Source organism: Pinirhizobacter soli, from assembly GCF_015905305.1.
Lineage (GTDB): Bacteria > Pseudomonadota > Gammaproteobacteria > Xanthomonadales > Rhodanobacteraceae > Pinirhizobacter > Pinirhizobacter soli.
Genome location: NZ_JADZLQ010000001.1, coordinates 1,571,448 through 1,591,617, shown reverse-complemented (window position 1 = coordinate 1,591,617; position 20,170 = coordinate 1,571,448). Strand labels below are relative to the sequence as shown.

General features: G+C 65.5%; 15 protein-coding genes. 9 read left to right on the top strand and 6 right to left on the bottom strand.

Annotated elements, in window-relative coordinates; all coding sequences use genetic code 11:
* Positions 1 to 98 precede the first annotated feature (98 nt).
* From NDK18_RS06965 to NDK18_RS06950, 4 genes are all read left to right on the top strand, one after another.
* Positions 99 to 2,450 (top strand): GH92 family glycosyl hydrolase, encoded by a 2,352-nt coding sequence (locus NDK18_RS06965; protein WP_250627389.1) that lies wholly within the window; start codon positions 99 to 101, stop codon positions 2,448 to 2,450.
* Between the two features lie 152 nt (positions 2,451 to 2,602).
* Positions 2,603 to 4,399, top strand: coding sequence for a sensor histidine kinase (locus tag NDK18_RS06960; protein WP_250627388.1), 1,797 nt, complete (start codon positions 2,603 to 2,605; stop codon positions 4,397 to 4,399).
* Complete coding sequence (locus NDK18_RS06955) at positions 4,396 to 4,842, top strand: response regulator (RefSeq protein ID WP_250625030.1); 447 nt, start codon at positions 4,396 to 4,398, stop codon at positions 4,840 to 4,842. Before NDK18_RS06960 ends, NDK18_RS06955 begins: the two co-directional genes overlap by 4 nt.
* 34 nt (positions 4,843 to 4,876) lie before the next feature.
* Entirely contained in the window at positions 4,877 to 6,424 is a 1,548-nt protein-coding gene (locus tag NDK18_RS06950) for a response regulator (RefSeq protein WP_250625032.1), read from the top strand.
* A gap of 15 nt (positions 6,425 to 6,439) precedes the next feature.
* Here the strand turns inward: NDK18_RS06950 and NDK18_RS06945 are convergent, their stop codons facing one another.
* Together NDK18_RS06945 and NDK18_RS06940 are read right to left on the bottom strand one after the other, a co-directional pair.
* Entirely contained in the window at positions 6,440 to 7,834 is a 1,395-nt protein-coding gene (locus NDK18_RS06945; RefSeq protein ID WP_250625034.1) for a sigma-54-dependent transcriptional regulator, read from the bottom strand.
* Between the two features lie 73 nt (positions 7,835 to 7,907).
* Positions 7,908 to 9,551 (bottom strand): sensor histidine kinase, encoded by a 1,644-nt coding sequence (locus NDK18_RS06940; protein WP_250625036.1) that lies wholly within the window; start codon positions 9,549 to 9,551, stop codon positions 7,908 to 7,910.
* Between the two features lie 286 nt (positions 9,552 to 9,837).
* Between NDK18_RS06940 and sucC the strand changes: the two genes are divergently transcribed.
* Both sucC and sucD read left to right on the top strand, forming a co-directional pair.
* On the top strand, positions 9,838 to 11,001 hold the full coding sequence (sucC, locus tag NDK18_RS06935; protein ID WP_250625037.1) for an ADP-forming succinate--CoA ligase subunit beta: 1,164 nt from the start codon (positions 9,838 to 9,840) through the stop codon (positions 10,999 to 11,001).
* 13 nt (positions 11,002 to 11,014) lie between these two features.
* Positions 11,015 to 11,887: a succinate--CoA ligase subunit alpha gene (gene sucD, locus NDK18_RS06930; RefSeq protein ID WP_250625039.1), complete on the top strand. Its 873-nt coding sequence runs from the start codon at positions 11,015 to 11,017 to the stop codon at positions 11,885 to 11,887.
* Positions 11,888 to 11,943: 56 nt separating this feature from the next.
* Here the strand turns inward: sucD and NDK18_RS06925 are convergent, their stop codons facing one another.
* Positions 11,944 to 13,383, bottom strand: a complete 1,440-nt coding sequence (locus NDK18_RS06925; RefSeq protein WP_250625041.1) for a pyridoxal phosphate-dependent decarboxylase family protein — start codon at positions 13,381 to 13,383, stop codon at positions 11,944 to 11,946.
* A gap of 230 nt (positions 13,384 to 13,613) precedes the next feature.
* Here NDK18_RS06925 and NDK18_RS06920 point away from each other — a divergent pair, with 230 nt between their 5' ends.
* Positions 13,614 to 15,227 carry an NAD+ synthase gene (locus NDK18_RS06920; RefSeq protein ID WP_250627387.1) on the top strand — a complete coding sequence of 538 codons (1,614 nt, stop codon included), beginning with the start codon at positions 13,614 to 13,616 and terminating at the stop codon, positions 15,225 to 15,227.
* A gap of 74 nt (positions 15,228 to 15,301) precedes the next feature.
* Here NDK18_RS06920 and NDK18_RS06915 read toward each other — a convergent pair whose 3' ends face one another.
* Entirely contained in the window at positions 15,302 to 16,102 is an 801-nt protein-coding gene (locus NDK18_RS06915) for an outer membrane protein assembly factor BamD (RefSeq protein WP_250625045.1), read from the bottom strand.
* A gap of 93 nt (positions 16,103 to 16,195) precedes the next feature.
* Between NDK18_RS06915 and rluD the strand changes: the two genes are divergently transcribed.
* Together rluD and pgeF are read left to right on the top strand one after the other, a co-directional pair.
* Positions 16,196 to 17,167, top strand: a complete 972-nt coding sequence (gene rluD, locus NDK18_RS06910) for a 23S rRNA pseudouridine(1911/1915/1917) synthase RluD (protein ID WP_250627386.1) — start codon at positions 16,196 to 16,198, stop codon at positions 17,165 to 17,167.
* Positions 17,157 to 17,915 carry a peptidoglycan editing factor PgeF gene (pgeF, locus tag NDK18_RS06905; protein WP_250627385.1) on the top strand — a complete coding sequence of 253 codons (759 nt, stop codon included), beginning with the start codon at positions 17,157 to 17,159 and terminating at the stop codon, positions 17,913 to 17,915. The genes rluD and pgeF overlap by 11 nt, the downstream gene beginning before the upstream one ends.
* A gap of 15 nt (positions 17,916 to 17,930) precedes the next feature.
* Here the strand turns inward: pgeF and otsA are convergent, their stop codons facing one another.
* On the bottom strand, positions 17,931 to 19,349 hold the full coding sequence (gene otsA / locus NDK18_RS06900) for an alpha,alpha-trehalose-phosphate synthase (UDP-forming) (protein ID WP_250625049.1): 1,419 nt from the start codon (positions 19,347 to 19,349) through the stop codon (positions 17,931 to 17,933).
* Positions 19,346 to 20,101: a trehalose-phosphatase gene (gene otsB, locus NDK18_RS06895; protein ID WP_250627384.1), complete on the bottom strand. Its 756-nt coding sequence runs from the start codon at positions 20,099 to 20,101 to the stop codon at positions 19,346 to 19,348. Before otsB ends, otsA begins: the two co-directional genes overlap by 4 nt.
* Positions 20,102 to 20,170: the final 69 nt, after the last annotated feature.

The following is a 20,170-nucleotide window of genomic DNA, read 5'->3' as shown; positions in this document are numbered from 1 at the left end:
TGCACGAAAGTTCCGAAAGTGATAGTTTTTTCAAGTTTAGAACGATCCAAGCCGGTTTTTCCCCTGCCACCCCGCCTTCTGGCGGCCCCGGAGCCCGCATGACCGCACGATCCCCGATTCCCCTCGTTGCCTCCCTGGCCATGGCCTTGGGGCTGGCCTCGCCCCTGGTCCATGCCGCCGATCCCGCCAGCCATTCAGCCTGGGCAGCGGTCGACCCGATGATCGGTACCGGGGGCGATGGGCATACCTTTCCCGGTGCCACCGTACCCTTCGGCATGGTCCAGCTAAGCCCGGATACGGCCATGCCGGACTTCAAGCATTCCTACAAATATGCCGCCGGTTACCAGTTTGCCGATACTAGCCTGCTGGGTTTTTCGCATACGCACTTCTCCGGCAGCGGCCACTCGGACCTGGGCGACTTCCTGGTGATGCCGATCGCCGGCGAGGTGAAGCTTGATCCAGGCACGCCCGATAAGCCGGGTTCCGGCTATCGCTCGCGTTTCTCGCACGATACCGAGAAGGCCGAGGCAGGTTACTACGCGGTCACGCTCAGCGACTACGGCGTACGTGCGGAGCTCACCGCCAACCAGCGCGTAGGGTTCCACCGCTACACCTTCCCCAAGGGCAAGCCGGCGCATGTGCTGCTTGACCTTCGCCCGAGCATCTACGACTACGACGGCAAGGTGCTGTGGGCGTCCTTGCGTGTGCGGCCCGATGGCACCGTCACCGGTGGCCGCACCACCCGCGGCTGGGCACCGGGGCGCCAGCTGTTCTTCGCCATGCGCTTCTCGCAGCCGATGGCCTCGCGCGAGCTGTACAACAAGGAGTCGGACTACCCCTACAAGGGCTTCGCCGGTCCCGGCGAGAAGGGCTACAACACCGATGCCGAAACCGGCCGCGGCCTGTTGGGCGTCTTCGACTTCGGCGACCTGAAAGCGCCGCTCACGGTCAAGGTGGCGATCTCCTCGGTAAGCGAGGACAACGCGGTAGCCAACCTCGATGCCGACGGCAAGAACATCGACTTCGACGCCGCCCGCGCCGCCGCTCGGCAATCCTGGGAAAAGGCCCTGTCCACCGTGGACGTGACCGCGCCTGCCGCCGCCCGGCGCATGTTCTATACCGCGCTCTACCACGCGATGATCGCGCCGAGCCTGGCCCAGGACGTCAACGGCGAGTACCGCGGCCCGGACAACCAGGTGCACAAGGCCGACAAGTTCACCTTCTACTCCACGTGGTCGCTGTGGGATGTCTATCGCGCGCAGCAGCCGCTGATGACGCTGCTTGAACCCGACCGCAGCAACGATTTCGTCAGCTCCCTGATCGCAGCCCAGCAGTCCAGCCCCTTCGGTATCCTGCCCGTGTGGGCGTACCAGGGTCTGGAAACCTGGTGCATGATCGGCTACCACGCGGTGCCGGTGATCGCCGATGCCTACGTCAAGGGCATCCGCGGCTACGACGCCGATGCTGCCCTGAAGGCGATGGTGGCCAGCGCTACCTATGGCCCCTACGGCGGCCTGGACGGCTATATGAAGAACGGCTACGTGGCCATCGACAAGAGCCCGGAGGCTGCCTCCAAGACCGTCGAATACGCCTTCGACGACTGGACACTCGCCCAGGCCGCCAAGGCCATGGGCAAGGACGATGTCGCCGCGACCTTCTACAAGCGCGCGGCCAATTGGCGTAACACCTACGACGAGAAAACCGGCTTCGCCCGTGCGCGCAAGGCCGACGGCAGCTTCCGGGAGCCGTTCGACCCGGCGTCCGCAGGCTATGGCAGCGATTACACCGAAGGCAACGCGTTCCAGTATTCCTGGTACGTGCCGCAGGACGTGGCGGGCCTGATCACCCTGCTGGGTGGCGATGCAAAGTTTATAGATCGCCTTGACCAGGTATTCGAAGCGAAGGTGGATCCGAAATCCTTCGCCCATGTCGAGGACATCACCGGCCTGATCGGCTGGTACGCCCACGGCAACGAGCCCAGCCATCACCTGGCCTACCTGTACGACTTCGCAGGCGCCCCCTGGAAGACGCAAGGCAGGCTGAAGCAGATCATGGACACCCAGTACAAGCCCACGCCCGAAGGCCTGGTGGGCAACGACGACCTGGGCCAGATGTCGGCCTGGTATGTGTTCACCTCGCTGGGCTTCTACCCGGTGGCCCCGGCCAGCAACCAGTACGCGATCGGCCGGCCGTTCGTGCCCAAGGCCACGGTGAACCTACCTTCGGGCAAGCACTTCACCGTGACTGCCGAGCACCTGGACGACGCCCACCCGTACGTGGCAAGTGTCACCCTGGACGGCAAGCCGCTGGAGCGTACCTGGATCAGCCACGGGGAAATTCTTGCAGGTGGGGAACTGCATTTCGTGATGTCGGCCACCCCGCAGAAGGCGTGGGGCAGTTCCACGTCCTCCCGGCCGCAGGCGATGAGTCCATACGGCGGTGCCCCCTAAAGGGGTGCCATCACGCCCGGTTCACGGGCCGATCGGCATTTAGAGCAACCAAAAACGCGCGCCCCGATGCCCCGGCACCGGGGCGTCGGCGTGTAACAATGCAAGAATAAGCAAGCTTCGGCGCGACATCGACGATAAGAAAGCGGGGGGAAATGAAAGAACGTACGGTCTTGCGCTGGCGACTAGCGGGACTTCTGATCGCCGTGCTGATCATTGTCGCGCTGCCGTATGTCGTCACCCGCGACAGTGCCGCAGATGCCGTGCGGGCTCGCGACTGGGTCACGCATACGGCCGAGGTGCGCGCGCGCGCGTTCGGCCTGGAAGCCACGCTCCGCGACAGCGAGGCGGCGATCTACGCCATGCTGGCAGGCGCCAGCAGTCCGACGCTCGACGAGCGCGCCCAAAGCGCCCATAGCGAGGCCGTCGAACTGGTGCGCGAGCTGCGGACGCTTACCAGCGACAACAACAATCAGCAGGTGCGCGTGGGCTCGCTCGAATCCACCACCATCGGCCGCATCACGCTGATGGACCAGGCCCTGGCGCGCATGGCCGCCGGCGACAAGGCTGGCGCCTATGCCTCGATGACCGACGCCGGCCGGCTGTTTGCCTTCCGCAACACCCTGAACGCGATCATTGCCGACGAAGACAAGCTGCTCGCCCAACGCCGGATCGAGGCACAACGCCTGGACCGCAACAACCAGCTGATCCTCTTCGGTACCTCGGCGGCGCAGATCATCCTGCTGGTGACCCTGGTGGTGCTGTCCGAGCGGCAGATCGCCCAGCGCCTGCAGGCTGAAGCCGTGGCGCGGTCCGCGGTACAACGGTCCGGGCTGATCGTCCAGGCCGTGCGCGAGCCCATCGCCATGCTGGACGCCAAACTCAATACCCTGCTGGTGAACGAGGCTTTCGGCGAGCTTTACGGGGTGGAAGACCTCTCCGCGTCGGCATCGCTCTCTTCGCTGGGCAATGGCGCATGGAGTGCCCCGGCATTGCTCCAGCGCTTGTCCGACGTGCTGGCCCGCGACCGCGAGTTATGGGATTTCGAAATGAACCAGCGCACCGTCGACGGCGTCGACCGCACGGTGGTGATCAACGCCCGCCGGCTGGAGGAGCCGGGCACCACGCATCCGGCGGTGCTGGTGACGGTCAGCGACATCACCGCGCGCGCCCTGGTGGAGCAGCGCGTGAATGAACTGAACCGGCAGCTCGAGGGCAAAGTGGAACAGGTGTCCGACGTCAACCGTGAACTGGAAGCCTTCAGTTATTCGGTGTCGCACGACCTGCGCGCACCCTTGCGCCATATCGCCGGCTTCTCCGGCAAGCTGGAGACCCACCTGGCCGAGCTCGCCGACGAACGCGCGCGGCACTATATCGATGTCATCGGTACTTCGGCCCGGCGCATGGCGCAGCTGATCGACGACCTCCTGGTATTCTCGCGCCTGGGGCGCGGCGCGCTTCGGCTGCAGGCAGTGGACACGCAATCGCTGGTCGAGCAGGCCCGGGCGCTGGTTGAAACCGAGGCGGCCGACCGCAAGGTCGAGTGGGTCATCGAGTCGCTGCCGATCGTGGTGGGCGACGAGAACATGCTGCGCACGGTATGGCAGAACCTGCTCGGCAATGCGATCAAGTACACCGCGCACCGTGAGCACGCGCGCATCGAGGTGAAGAGCGAGCGCGGCCGTTCGGGTGACTGGGAATTTTCCGTGACCGACAATGGCGCTGGGTTCGACATGCAATATGCTGCGAAATTGTTCGGCGTATTCCAGCGGTTGCACCGTGCATCGGAGTTTCCCGGCAACGGTATCGGGCTTGCCAACGTTCGGCGCATCATCGCGCGGCACGGCGGGCGTACCTGGGCCGAGGGCGAAGTCGACCACGGCGCCTCTTTCCATTTTTCCCTGCCCGACAGCGACTTGGGCAAGACTTCCAGCACAGGTGAGGCAGCATGAACCAGCGTGATCTTCGTACCATCCTCCTCGTCGAGGACAGCGCAGCGGATGCCGAGATGGCCATCGACGCGCTGCGGGAGGCGAAGCTTGCCAACCCCATCGTCCACGTCGAGGACGGGGTGGAATGCATGGATTTCCTGCATTCACGCGGTCGTTTTGCCAACCGCCCGCCGGAGGTGCCGGCGGTGGTGCTGCTGGACATCAAGATGCCGCGGATGGACGGCCTGGAAGCCCTCACCCAGATGCGCGCGGACAACGCCTTCAAGCGCATCCCGGTGGTGATACTGTCCTCCTCGCGGGAGGAAAGCGACCTTGCGCGCAGCTGGGACCTGGGCGTCAATGCCTATGTCCTGAAGCCTGTGGACGTGCAGCAGTTCTTTACCGCCGTGCAGACCCTTGGCCACTTCTGGGCGGTGCTGAACCAACGCCCGGAAGGCGAATAGGCCAGGGGCGTCGATGGACTGGAGGGGCGATCCAATGGCACCGCTGCGCGAAGCCGCCCACGGCACCGTGCGCATCCTGCAAGTGGAGGACAATGCGCTCGACGCCGAGCTCATCCTGGGTGAGCTCGAGGCCGACGGCATGGCCTACGAAGCGCGTCTGGTGGAAGACGAAGGCAGCTTCATCGCTGCACTGGACGAATTCCATCCGGACATCGTGCTGTCGGACTTAAGCCTGCCCGGCTTCAGTGGCCAGCGCGCGCTGGAGATCCTTCGCGCGCGCAGTTCGGACATACCTTTCATCTTCATCTCCGCCACCCTGGGCGAGGAAATGGCCATCGAGGCGCTGCGCAACGGCGCCACCGATTACATTCTTAAACAGCACCAGGCACGCCTGGCCAGTGCCGTGCGCCGTGCGCTGCGCGAAGCCGACGAGCAGCGCGCCCGCGCCCGCGCGGAAATGGAGCTGATCCGCGCGCAGCGCTTCGAGAGCCTGGCGCTTTTGGCCGGGGGCTTGAGCCACGACCTGCGCAATCTTCTGCAACCGCTGCTTCTGGCCGGCGACACGCTGGAAGACTACGCAGACGATCCGCGGCTTGCCCGCCTGGGTGCGCTGGTGCGCGATTGCGGCCGGCGCGGCCTGGAAATGGTGTCCTCGATGCTTTCCTTCGCGCGTGGTGCGCGGCGCGCCGAGCAGGTGCGCTTAGGCGCGCTGCTCGATGCGCTGGGCCTGCTGCTGCAAGGCAGCGTGCCGCGCGGCATCGACATGAGCGTGGAGGTCTTCGATGCGGACGTCACCTTCGAGGGCAACCACACCGAGTTGCAGCAGTGCCTGCTGAACCTTTGCCTGAACGCCATGCAGGCCATGCCCGATGGCGGCACGCTGAAGGTGGAGACGGCCGGTGAAATGCTCGATGCCGATTTCCTTGAGGCGGGAGAATCCGTGGCCGCCGGCCGTTACCTGCGCCTGTCGGTGATCGACAACGGCCAGGGCATGTCGCCGGAGGTGCTGCGCCGGCTGTTCGAGCCGTTCTTCACCACCAAGGAAACCGGCACCGGCCTGGGCCTGCTTTCGTGCAAGCGCATCGTGGCAAGCCACGGCGGCCTGATGCGCGTGCACAGCGTGGCCGGCGAAGGCACCGCCTTCCATCTGTACCTGCCGCTCACCGAGCATGAGGACATCGAGGACGCTGCGCACGAGGAAACCCTGCAGGGTGAAGCCGAGCGCGTGCTGGTGGTGGTGGAGGAAGCCATGCAGCTGTCGCTGCTTACCGACACGCTCAATGCCTACGGTTACCAGGCTGGCGCAAGCCAAAGCGGCACGGCCGCGCTGCAATGGATCGAGGCCCACGGCATCCCGGACCTCGTCGTGCTCGATGCCGACATGAACCTCTTCACCGGCGTGCGCACCCTGGCTGCCCTGCTCGAGCACGGCTACGACGGCGCGGTGTTGCTGCTGTCGCGGCCAGGCTCGCCGCCCGACCTTGAAGGCCTGCCGCCGCTCGATCGCCTTTACGTGCTGGAAAAGCCGATCGAGGTGAGGGCGTTGCTGCGGGTGGTGCGCGGGGCCCTCACCAAAGCCTGACTCAAATCCTCGGCATCAGTCGATGCCGAGCTTCTTGAGCTTGTAGCGCAGGGCGCGGAAGGTGATGCCGAGCTTCTTCGCCGCGGCTGTCTTGTTGTAGCGGGATTCTTCCAGCGCCTTGACGATGGCATCGCGCTCGATGTTCGAGATGTAATCTTCCAGCCCGCCGGGATTCTGCGCGGCGGCCACGGGCGCAGCTTCGGCCACGGGCGCCGGTGCAGTGCCGTTGGGCGTGGTACGCGGGAGCCGCTGCGGCAGCATCAGGTCGGCCGCCTCGATGGTCTCGCCATCGCTCATGGCCATGGCGCGCTCAAGGATGTTCTCAAGCTCGCGCACGTTGCCGGGGAATTCGTATTCCTCCAGCGCCGCGAGAGCCGCCGGCTGCAGGCGCCCGACCGTGCCGCCACTTTCGGTCGCCAGCTGGGCCAGGATGAACTGAGCCAGGGCCGGCACGTCGCCGCGACGCTCGCGGAGCGGCGGTACGCGTAGCTCAATCACGTTGATGCGGTAGAACAGATCCTGGCGGAACTGGCCCTCGTCCACGAGCGCGGCCAGGTTCTTGTGCGTGGCCGAGAGCAAACGCACATCGACGGGAATTTCATCGCGGCCGCCGATCGGGCGGACGGCTTTTTCCTGGATGGCGCGCAGCAGCTTCACCTGCATATGCAAGGGCAGCTCCGCCACTTCGTCCAGGAACAGCGTGCCGCCCTGGGCGGCCTGGAACAGGCCTTCCTTGTCGGCGTGGGCACCGGTGAAGCTGCCTTTTCGGTGGCCGAAGAATTCACTTTCCATCAGTTCGGACGGAATCGCACCGCAATTGACCGGCACGAATGGACCGCTGGCACGGGGACCCAGATCGTGGATCAGGCGGGCTACCAGCTCCTTGCCCACGCCCGACTCGCCACCGATGTACACCGGCGCCTGGTTGCGGGCGAGCTTGGCGATGGTGGCGCGCACCTGCTGCATGGCGGGCGAGGCACCGATCAGCCGGTTCGACGGATCGCCCGCGGCGGCGCTGGCGCTGGCGCCTGCCTTGCGCTCTTCGGACAGCTTCAGCGCCGTGCGCACCAGGCGCCGCAGCAGCTGGATGTCGACCGGTTTGGAGACGAAGTCGAAGGCGCCGGCCTTGAGGGCGTTGACCGCAGCGTCCACGTTGCCGTAGGCGGTGATCATGGCCACCGGCGTTTCCGGGAAACGCTCGGCGATCAGCTCGATCAATTCCTGGCCGCTGCCGTCGGGCAGGCGCATGTCGGTGAAGCAGAGGTCGTAGCGGCGCCCGTCAAGGGCGGCGCGGGCTTCGCCGACGCTGCCCACGGAGTCCACCTCGAGCTCCATGCGCCCCAGGGTGATCGTCAACAGTTCGCGGATGTCCCGTTCGTCGTCGACGACCAGTACGGTCTGTTTGCTCATGAGTACGTCAGCATGCCGGTAGTGTTCCCCCCGGGCAAAGATACCCGTGCCGGGCGATAACGCAAGGCTCCGCTCACGTCCGGGCGGCCGCCGCGGCCGGTACCGGGTGCCGCGCGGGCGGGGTCAGGGTGATGCGGAAACAGCTGCCGCCGCCGGCCACGCGCACGTATTCCAGCGCCGCCTGGTTCGCTTCGCTCATCTGCCGGGCCAGGTACAGGCCCAGTCCCGTGCCGTATTCGTGCGTGGTAAAAAAAGGTTCGAAGATTTGCGCGGCCACCTTCGGCGGGATGCCCGGCCCCCGGTCGATCACCTCGATGATGGGCAACCCGTGTTCGGCGTTGCGCGCCACCAGCATCACCCGCGCCGGCTCGTTGGGCATGCGGCCATAGCGCAGGGCGTTCTGCACCAGGTTCCAGATCACCTGCTGCAGGTGCTGCGGGTCGGCCACGGCGGTGACGGCGTCGGCGGAGGTGACCGCACGCAGCACGTCGTTGCCCAGGTCGTTGCCCTGGCGATATTCCACCACGAAATTCTGCGCCCACTGTCCCAGGTCCAGGGTCTCCGGCCGCGAGCGCTCGCGGCGGGACAGCTGCAGGATGTTCTCGATGATCTCGTTCAACCGCACGCAGTGGTTGTTGATGATCTCCACCATGCGCAGGTCCGTGTCGTTCAAATCCGTCGACTCGGCCAACAGCTGCGCCGAATAGCGGATGGCTGCCAGCGGGTTGCGGATCTCGTGCGCGATGGAGGCGGACAACCTGCCCAGCGAGGAGAGCGTGAGCTCCTCGGCGCGGCGGGAAAGCAGCGAGGTATCGTCCAGGAAGATCAGCACGTGCGAATCGTCGTGCGGGGCCAGCCGGGTGAAGCGCGGTATGACCTCCGGCACGCCGTCGGCCAGCGCGGTGGCCGATTCATCGAGCTTGCCCGAGGTGCGCCAGTGGTACAGGCGCCGCGACAGTTCCGGCGCCACCGTGCCCAGGTCGCGTTGTTCGGCCGTGGGATTGCCCATCAGCATCCAGGCCGACTCGTTCAGCTGGTGGATGCGGTTGGCCTCGTCCACCACCAGCACGCCGGTCTTCATGCGGCGGATGATCAGCTCGTTTACCTGGGAAAGGTTGGCCAGGTCCAGGCCGCGCTGTTCGGCCAGGGCTTCGGAGGCCCGCATTTGCCGGCCAAGCACGTAACACAGGGAGGCCGTGGCGAAGTAAGCCAGGCCGAACAGGCCCGATTCGAGCAGCTCCCGGTCCGATTCCACCGTCGTCGATAGCGCCACGAAGGTCTGGCCCAGCATGCCGATGGTGGCCATGGCGGCGAAGAACATCGACAACCGCAGGGGCAGCATCAGGGCGCTGACGGCGATATTGACCACCAGCATCATGGCAATGCCGATGCGTACGTCGTGCATGGCGGCCACCTGCACCACGGCCGCCAGGATGTCCACGGTGACGGCCAGCGCCACGTTCAGGGTCAGCCGGTGCATCCAGGCCCGTGTCCGCCACAGGGCGAACAGGGCGAATGTCAGGAAGGCCAGAGCAACGAAGCGGCTGAGCGTGGGTTGGGGCAGGGCCGGCCAGTCCATCGATCCCGGGCGGAACGCCAGCCCGGTGTAGACCAGAGCCTGGGCTACGCGGAAAACATGGGCAAACCACAGCTCGTGGCGGGTGCTGTCCGGGCGATGGCTCGGCCCGGCCGCGGGGTGGGCTGCAGTGCTGGACACAGGCGTTAGGCTTCCGGCGGCATGCCCCCCCAATGGGGCGCGGCCAGTATAGGCATGAAGCGGCGAAAAACGGCGCCCGGAGCCCCCGGCCCTTTCCATTGGGGGCCCATTGAAGGAAAATACCTGGCCGTATGGCGTGGATCGCGTTCGATTCGTCGTTGCGGGCCATCGTTTGGCATGTGGGCGGCTCCTTTGCCGTCCTACGCTCCCCCCGTCTTGGCGCCGGGCCAGCCCCCCAGGGCCCGTCGCACCTGCACGCTTCCTTATTGTTCGCTCGAGGTATCGAATGAATTTCCACGAGTACCAGGCCAAAGAACTCTTTGCCAAGTACGGTATCGCCGTGCCCCCGGGCAAGGTCGCCAACTCCACTGACGCCGCCGTCGACGCCGCCAAGCACCTTGGTGGGTCACAGTGGATGGTCAAGGCCCAGATCCATGCCGGTGGCCGCGGCAAGGCCGGTGGCGTCAAGTTCTGCAAGAGTCTCGATGACGTCCGCGCCGCCGCCAAGGGCATGCTGGGCACCAACATGGAAACCTACCAGTCCGCCGGCCGCGCGCTGCCGGTGAACCTGGTGCTGGTGACCGATGCCACGGACATCGCCAGGGAACTGTACCTGTCGATCCTCACCGACCGCGATTCGAAGTCCATCAGCTTCATCGCCTCCAAGCATGGCGGCGTGGACATCGAACAGGTGGCCAAGGACACCCCGGAAGACATCCACACCATCGTGGTCGACTTCGTCGAAGGCCTGCAGCCCTACCAGTGCCGCCAGCTCGGCTTCGCGATGGATCTGAACGCCAAGCAGGTGGGCCAGCTCACCAAGATCATGCTGGGCCTGTACAAGCTGTTCAACGAGAAAGACCTCGCCCTGGTGGAACTTAACCCGCTGGCGATCCTGGCCGACGGCAACCTCGCCGCCCTCGACGGCAAGGTCAATTCCGACGACAACGCCGAGTTCCGCCATGCGGACCTGGCCGCCATGCGCGACCTCACGCAGGAAGACGCCGCCGAAGCCGCGGCCATCACGCACAACCTCAACTACGTCACCATGGACGGCACCATCGGCTGCATGGTCAATGGTGCGGGCCTGGCGATGGCCACCATGGACGTGATCCAGCTGGCCGGCGGTGAGCCTGCCAACTTCCTGGACGTCGGCGGCGGCGCCACCAAAGAGCGCGTCACCGAGGCTTTCAAACTCATCCTCTCCTCCGACAAGGTGAAGGCGATCCTGGTGAACATCTTCGGCGGCATCGTCCGCTGCGACCTGATCGCCGAGGGCATCATCGCGGCGGTGAAGGAAGTGGGCCTGAAGATTCCGGTCGTGGTGCGCCTGCAGGGCACCAACGTGGAGAAGGGGCGCGAGCTCCTGGCCAACTCCGGCCTGGCGATCACGCCGGCCGACGATCTCAACGACGCGGCGCAGAAAGCCGTGGCTGCGGCCAAGGGCTAAAGGAACACTATCTATGAGCGTCCTGATCAACAAGAACACCAAGGTCCTCGTGCAGGGCTTCACCGGCCAGCAGGGCACCTTCCACGCCGAGCAGGCGATCGACTACGGCACCAAGGTGGTCGGCGGCGTCACGCCGGGCAAAGGCGGTTCCGAGCACATCGGCCTGCCGGTTTTCAATTCGGTGAAGGAAGCGGTCGATGACACCGGCGCCGACGCCTCGGTGATCTTCGTGCCGCCGCCGTTTGCGGCCGATTCCATCCTCGAAGCCATCGAAGCAGGCATCAAGGTCATCGTCACCATCACCGAAGGCATCCCGGTGCTGGACATGCTGCGCGTGAAGAACGTGCTCAAGTCGCACCCCGATACCGTGCTGATCGGCCCGAACTGCCCCGGCGTGATCACCCCGGGCGAGTGCAAGATCGGCATCATGCCCGGCCACATCCACAAGCCCGGCAAGGTGGGCATCGTGTCCCGTTCAGGCACGCTTACCTATGAAGCTGTGTTCCAGACCACCAACGAAGGCCTGGGCCAGAGCACCTGCATCGGCATCGGTGGCGACCCGATCAACGGCCTGAGCTTCATCGACTGCCTGAAGCTGTTCCAGGACGACCCGCAGACCGAAGGCATCATCATGGTCGGCGAGATCGGCGGTTCCGCCGAGGAAGACGCCGCCGAGTTCATCGGCCAGTATGTGAAGAAGCCGGTGGTGTCCTTCATTGCCGGCGCCTCGGCCCCTCCGGGCAAGCGCATGGGCCATGCCGGCGCCATCATCTCCGGCGGCAAGGGCACGGCGGCGGCGAAGTTCGCCGCGCTGGAAAAGGCCGGCGTCACCACGGTGAAGTCGCCTGCGGACCTGGGCAAGACGCTTGCCGGGCTGATGAAGTAACAACAATTGTCGCTGCACGAAAAAAGGGCCGCATCGCGGCCCTTTTTTTTGTGCAGCTACGCCGCCAATGCGAGCCTGGCAGCATGTTGGCCGGCATGCGAGCGCATGTCGGCCCAGAGTGCCTCGATGTGATGCCATTGGGTGCCAAGCACGCCGATCGATACGCGCGCCATCCACGCGCCGTCCACCTGCGCGGCCGTCAGGTACGCCTTGCCCGATTCGTTGAGCGCCTGCACCCATGCGCGCGTGTGTTCATCGAGGTCGGCGCCGCTGACGCCCGGCGGCTCATGGCGGACGCAAACGGTTTGCAGCGTGATGTTATTCAACACACGCCATTCCGGTTCGGCCTCGACCAGCTGTGCCAGTCGACGTGCGTTGGCCAGGTCGCGGCGTATACGCCTGCTAAGGCCATCCACGCCTTGCTCACGGATCAGGAACCAGAGTTTCAAAGCGCGGAAGCGCCGGCCCGTCGGTATGCTCCAGTCTCTCAGCTGCGTCACTTGTCCATCCGTCGGCGTGCGCAAGTAGCTTGGATTGGTGCCCATGACCTTGATCAGGTGCTGGTGATCGCGCACGAACATCAACGAACTGTCGAACGCTGCGCCCAGCCACTTGTTGGGGCTGACCACGATGGAATCGGCGCGCTCGATGCCTTCCCATCCGGGCCTGTACTCAGGCAGGAGCATCGCGGCGCCTCCCATGGCGGCGTCAACGTGGAGCCATACGCCCCATTCCTGCGCGACCTCGGCCACGGCGTCGATATCGTCCATGGCGGTATCGGCCGTCGCACCCGTGGTTGCGACGATGGCGGCGGGGCGCGCGCCGCGCGCGATGTCCTCTTCGATCATGGCGCGGAGGATCTTTGTATCGAGGCTTCCGCCAGGCTGTGTCGGCACGATGCGGATGTGTTCCACGCCGAAGCCGGCGATCATGGCGGTCTTGTTCACCGAGCTATGGGCCCGGGCAGAGGTATAAACCACCCCGGGTTCTGCCGGCTGCCGGCCACCGCCCAGGGGATATGTGCGGCCGTAATATCGCTCGCGTGCGCAAACGATGGCGATGAGCGTCGAGGCTGAAGCCGATTCCTGGATCGCGCCACGCCATGCAGGCCCAAGTCCCAGCATCTGGCGCATCCAGTCCACGCAAGTCTCTTCAAGCTCCGTCAGGGCAGGGCTTGCCTCCCACGATATGCCGACCATGCCCAGGCCCGTACTCAGCAGATCTCCCAGCACGGATGACAGCTCTACGTTGGAGGGGAAGAAGCCGAAGAAGGAAGGGTGCTGCCAATGCATGACACCTGGCAAAAGAATTGAGTCGAAGTCGGCCATGATGTCGCAGACAGATTCCGCCTGCCGCGGTGGCGCCTTGGGCAGGGCGGCGCGGATGCTGCCGGGCTTGATGCTGCGGGACACCGCACGTTCTTCGATGGTTTCGCGGTACGTCGCGATCCAGTCGATGAGGGCGTGGCCATGTTCACGAAATTCATTCGGGGTCAAAGTTCGATGCTCCGGTGGGTCATTGCTGACGGGCAATGCCATCTTCCGGTTGTGCATCAATCACGGCTGTCGGCTGGACGGCAACGGGCCCCGGCGACACCACTAGCCTTGCCGTGTGTGGTGGATCACAAGCTTGTAGGTGCCGGCAAGAAATATCGGTATCAGGCGCCGGCAAGGCGTCAGTGCACTCGCAGGGATTATCATGGGGGTCTTACCCACGGAGTGCCCCCATGAACGCGTTACGCATCGCCCTGGCCCAGCATGATTTTCCCGTGGGTGCCGTCGAGCCGAATGCGCAGCGGGTGCGGGATCTCACGGCCTCCGCCGTCGCAGCCGGCGCACAGCTGGTTGCCTTCCCCGAGCTCACCCTTTCCGGCTACCCGCCCGAAGACCTGCTGCTTCGTCCCAGCTTCCTGGAAGCCTGCGACAAGGCGCTCGATGCTCTCGCGCGTGAAAGCGCCGACGTCACCACCATCGTCGGGCATCCGCTGTTGATGGGCGAGGTGTTCAACGCTGCCAGCGTGCTGCGCCAGGGAGCGATCGAGACCACCTACCGCAAGCAGGCGCTACCGAACTACACCGTGTTCGACGAGAAGCGCTATTTCCGCTCGGGCAGCGCGCCATGCGTGATCGAAGTGGAAGGAGTGCGGGTGGGTCTGTTGATCTGCGAAGACATCTGGGAGCCCGAGCCCGCGGCGCACGTGGCGACGGCGGGAGCCGAGATAATCGTGGTGATCAACGCCTCGCCGTACGATATCCATCAGGCCGCCACCCGCGAGGCGCTGCTGGCCCAGCGCGCGAAGGACAACGATCTTCCCATTGCCTACGTCAACCAGATCGGCGGCCAGGACGACCTGCTGTTCGACGGTGCCTCCCTGCTGGTCAACCGCGACGGCAGTATCGCTGCGCGCGCACCGTCGTTCGTCGAGGCATTGCTGATGGTCGACTTCGACCGGGCAACGCGCACACTCAAGGCCGTTCACTGGCCTGCCTACGAAGCCCCTCCCGAGGAGGCCATCGTGTACGCGGGCCTGGTACGCGGCATCCGCGATTACATCGGCAAGAACCGCTTTCCGGGCGTGTTGCTCGGCCTTTCTGGTGGCATCGATTCGGCGCTCACCCTCGCCCTGGCGGTGGATGCGCTCGGCGCCGACAAGGTGACGGCGGTGATGATGCCCACCCGCTATACCTCCGACCTGTCCCTGCGCGAGGCCAAGGCCCAGGCCGACCACCTGGGCGTCGAATACCACGTGCTTCCCATTGGCGGGGTCTTCGACAGTTTCATCGGCACGCTCGATCCTGTCTTCGCCGGCCGCGCGCCCGACACCACCGAGGAAAACCTGCAGTCGCGCACGCGCGGCGTGTTGCTGATGGCGATGTCCAACAAGACCGGCAAGCTGTTGTTGTCCACGGGCAACAAAAGCGAAATGGCCGTGGGCTATGCCACGCTGTACGGCGATATGTGCGGCGCCTATGCACCTTTAAAGGATGTCTACAAAACCCTGGTGTTCCGCCTTTCCCGCTGGCGTACGGCGATCGACGGCGCGATCCCGATGGCTGTGATCGAGCGCCCACCGTCGGCGGAATTGCGCGAAGACCAGAAAGACGAAGACTCCCTGCCGCCGTACGACGATCTCGATGCCATCCTGGAACTGTTCATCGAGGGCGAGAAATCCGCCGACGACATCGCGGCCATCGGCTTCGACCGCGATGTGGTGGCAAGGGTGATCCGCCTGGTGTACGTCAACGAGTTCAAGCGCCGGCAGGCCGCGCCAGGTCCGCGCGTGACGGAGAAAGCCTTCGGCCGCGAGCGGCGTTATCCGATCACGTCCGGCTGGCGTTGAGCTTGTCGGTACGCTGCAAAGCATAAAAAAAGGCCCGGTGATCGCTCACCGGGCCTTTTTCCTGATGCGGGATATCAGTGGTGGCCGGAGAACGGAATCGTGCGGCGCCACACCGACGGGTGATGCGGCCAGTTTGGATCCGTCAGGTACGGGTGGTTCGGGTAGTTCAGCGCCAGCACCTTTTTTGTCTGGTCGGCGAGATCCGGCTGCTCGAGCGCAATGTAGCTGCGGGTAAGGATGGCCAGGGCATCGCCCGTCTGCGGGGACTGCTGGTAGTGCTCGATCACGTACTGTGAGCGATTGGCCGAGGCCACGTATGCCTTGTTGCGCAGGTAGAACTCCGCCACGTTGATCTCGAACTGGGCCAGCTCGTTGCGCAGGAAGATCATGCGCTGGCGGGCGTCAGCCGTGTAGTCGGAGTTCGGATAGCGGCGGGAGAGCTCGCTGAAGTCGTCGAAGGCCTGCAGGTTGAAGCCCTGGTCGCGGCGCGTCTGGGCGCCGTCGCGCTGGACGAAGCGCTCGATCAGGCCACCGGTGCGGTCGAAATTGATCAGGCCGCGCAGGTAGTAGGCATAGTCGGCGTGGTTATGCGTGGGGTAGGTCTTCAGGAACCGGTTGATCGTGGAATACGCATCGTCCGGCTTGTTGTCCTTGTATTGTGAATAGGCCAGGTCCAGCTGGGCCTGCTCGTTGTATTCCCCCGAAGGGAACCGGGCAATCAGGCGCTGATAGGCCTTTTCCGCGGCCGAATAGTCGGAATTCTCCATCGAATCGTGAGCGGTGGAGTACAGCTTTTCCACCGGCATCGTGTCGATGGTGTCGCCCTTGTGGCGGAACATCGAGCAGCCGCCCGCCAGGAGGGCGAGGCAGAGCATAATAAGCAGCTTGGTTGCACGCATTTAAAGGGTTCGGATGCTGGATCGAATGAACATGATAGCCGAAACCGGCCAAAAGCCGGGGAGCGGCCGATGAGTACCATACGGCATGAGGCCCGGGTGCCGATGGCAGCCGCGGGACGCCGTTTCGACCAGACTTTGGCCGAGATGTTCCCGCAGTATTCCCGCTCCCGGCTGACCGCCTGGGTCAAGGCGGGCTCCGTCCTGCTGGACGGCCGGGCCGCGGCGCCCCGGCAGCTGCTGGTGGGTGGCGAGGCGGTGCTGATCGAGGCTGAGGTGGCGGTGGAAACCCACGCCGAGCCCGAGGCGATGGACCTGGATATCCGCCACGAGGACGATCACCTGCTGGTGCTGAACAAGCCGGCGGGCCTGGTGGTCCATCCTGGCGCCGGCAATCCGGCCGGTACCCTCTTGAATGCCCTGTTGCACCACGCGCCAGCGCTGAACGAACTGGCCCGGGCTGGCATCGTGCACCGGCTCGACAAGGAAACCTCGGGCCTGATGGTGGTGGCCAAAACGGTGCCTGCACAGACCGGGCTGGTCGCCATGCTGTCCCGGCACGAGGTGGTCCGCCAGTACGAGGCAGTGGTACTGGGCACCATGGTGGCCGGCGGCACGGTGGATGAACCCATCGGGCGTCATCACCACGACCGCCTGCGCCAGGCCGTGCGCGACGAGGAAGACGGCAAGCACGCCGTCACCCACTACCGCCTGCGGGAGCGCTTCCGCGCCCACACGGTGCTGCAGTGCAATCTTGAAACCGGCCGCACCCATCAGATCCGCGTGCACATGGCGCATATCGGCCATCCGCTGGTAGGCGATCCCCTCTACGGCACGGGCCTGCGCCTGCCCAAGGGGGCCACACAAGAACTCATCGCAGCCCTGCGCGGCTTCCGCCGCCAGGCCCTGCATGCCGAGCGGTTGGCCTTCGTCCATCCGGTGACCGGCGAAGACCTCGCTTTCGAGGCCGCGCGCCCGGCGGATATGGAAGACCTCCAAACGATGCTGCGCGAGGACACAAAGCGGGTCGGTTTTGACGACTGAAGGGTTCCTCCGGCCGGACTGGCCGCTGCCACCGGGCATCCACGCAGCGGTAAGCACGCGGCAGGTGCCCGGCCTGTCGCGGGCGCCCTACGACGCCTTCAACGTGGGCATCCGTTGCGGCGACGCCGTGGCCGACGCCGAGGCCAACCGTGGCTCGCTGCGCTGGCGCCTGGGCCTGCCTGCCGAGCCCCTGTGGCTGCGGCAGGTGCATGGCGTGCACGTCGCACGGCCAGCACCCAGCCGGGGTCAGAGTCATGACTCTGATCCCCAGCCCCTGGCGCCCGAGCCCGAGGCCGATGCGGCCGTCGCCGAGCGCGGTGTGCTTGCCATTCAGACCGCCGACTGCCTGCCGGTACTGTTCTGCCTGCCCGATGGCAGCCGGATTGGCGCCGCGCACGCCGGATGGCGGGGCCTGGCTGCCGGCGTACTGGAGGCTACGGTCCTTGCCATGGGCGGTGCGCCGCTGGCGTGGATGGGCCCGTGCATCGGTGGGAAGTCGTACGAAGTGGGCGAGGAGGTGCGTGCGGCCTTCGTCGATGGCGACGCACGCGCTGCTGGCGCATTCACGGCGACGCGTCCTGGGCATTGGCAGTGCGACCTTTACGCCCTGGCACGTCTTCGGCTGACCGATGCCGGGGTGGCGAGCATCCACGGCGGGGGCTTCGACACGTTCGCCGACCGCCGGTTTTATTCCTATCGCCGGGACGCGGGCGCCAGCGGTCGCTTCGTCTCGCTGGTCTGGCGCTAGGGCGCCGACCCTCTTTCAGGAAATCGTTTCGGCGGGCGCCGTCGTCGCCAGATCGCTGGCGTTGCGCGCCGGATGCATCAACGCCTCCAGGAAGGCGTTGCGCCAGCGCGTGATGTCGTTGTTTTCGAGTACTTCCATCGATGCGTCCCAGCGCTGGCGGCGTTCCTTGAGGGACATGTCCAGGGCGCGCTTGAGCGCCTCGGCCACGTCGTCCAGGTCGTTGGGATTCACCAGCAGCGCCGCGCCCAGTTCCTGCGCCGCGCCGGCGAACCGCGAGAGCACCAGCACGCCGGGGTCCTTCGGGTCCTGGCAGGCGATGTATTCCTTCGCGACCAGGTTCATGCCGTCGCGCAAGGGCGTGACCAGGCCCACCCGCGCAACGCGGAAATAGCCGGCCAGCATCTTCTGTGGGTAGGACTTGTTCACGTAGCGGATCGGTACCCAATCGGGCTCGGCAAACTGGCCATTGATGTGGCCGGCGCTGCGCTCCAGGTCACGGCGGATCTGCCGGTACTCAGGCACTTCCGAGCGCGAGGGCGGGGCGATCTGCAGGAAAGAGACGCGCCGGCGCATCTCCTCGTTGTCGCGGAGCAGTCGGGCGAACGCCTCGAAGCGTTGCGGCAGGCCCTTGGAATAATCCAGACGGTCCACGCCGATGATCAGCTCGCGGCCGTCCAGGCTGTGGCGCAGGCGTGCGACATCGCCGGTGTCTTCGGTGCGATGGGCCAGTTCCACCACTTCGGCGGTATCAATGCTGATGGGAAACACACCGGCGCGGAACAGGCGGCCATTGGCCGCGCGGATCCGGCCGCCGGTGCGCATGGCCGCGCCCAGTTCGTGCAGGAAGTAATCTTCCAGCGCACGCAGGTCACGGTGCGTGTGCAGGCCCACCAGGTCGTACGACGCGAGCGATTCGAACAGTTCGCGGTGGCGCGGCAGGGTGATCATCAGGCCCGCCGCCGGCAGCGGCGTATGCAGGAAGAAGCCGATGCGGTTGCGCACGCCTCGGTCGCGCAGCAACTGTGCCAGCGGGATCAGGTGATAATCCTGCACCCAGATGGTGTCGTTGGGCTGGATCAGTCGGGCCACGTTATCGGCGAACACCGCATTGACGCGGAAATAGCCTTCCATATGGTCGCGGCGGTAGTCGACCAGGTCGCCGCGATAGTGGAACAACGGCCACAGGGCGCGGTTGGCGAAGCCGGCGTAGTACTCATCGTGGTCTTTGCGGGAAAGGTCGATGGTGGCGTAGCTGATGTTGCGTTCGGTGACCTCGTGCAGTTCCGTGCCGCTTTCCTTGCCGATGTTGCCGCTCCAGCCGAACCACAGGCCGCCGCGTTCCTGCAGGGCGGCGTTCATCGCCGAGGCCAGGCCGCCGGTCTGCGTCTGCTTGGGCAGGGCCACCCGGTTGGAGATGACCACCAGCCGGCTCATGCAGCCAGCTCCTTAAGCCATGCATGTACCGAGGCGACGTTGGCCAGCGTGCTGGTGGCCTGGCTGGGCTCACGGTCGCCCACGCGTATGGAGAACCCGCCATGGGCGTTGGCCGCCAGGAAGCCGTGTTCGTCGGTTAGATCATCGCCGACGTATACAGGCAGGCGGCCCTTGAACGGAGGTGTCTGCAGCAGGGCCGACACGGCCATGCCCTTGTCCATGCCGCGCGGCTTGAACTCCACCACATGGTTGCCCGGCTGCAGTTCGTAACCAGGCAGTTCTTCGGCCAGTGCGGTGGCGGCGAGCTTCAGCGCGTCGCCTTGTTGCGGCGCCTCGCGATAGTGCAGGGCCACCGCCACGCCCTTGTCCTCGACACGGATACCGGGCAACTGCATGGCGAGCGCCGCGGCGTTACGTCGTAATTCCTCGACCTGGGAGGGATTCACCTGCAATCGTTCGACGGCGCCCTGGCTGTTCCGCTGCTCGAACCCGTGCAGTCCCGCTGCGGCCCACGTGGCACGCCCGAACAGGCGGTCAAGGTCGGCGATGCTGCGTCCGCTGATCAGGGCCAGGGCGCCGCCAAGGCGTTCGTGCAGGATATCGAGTGAGCGTGCCAAAGCCTGCGGCACCCGCACGGCGGCAGGGTCGTCGACGAAGTCGAGCAAGGTGCCGTCGACGTCGAGGAAGAGGGCCCAGGGGTGGCCGCGGTCGGGTTTGGGCGGGGGCGGCAATCCAGCGCGGCGGGCGTTCACCTTGCATCGATCTCCATCTGCGGATAACGGAAGTGTGAAGCCGGCGATGTGAACGGCGCGCGGAGGGGG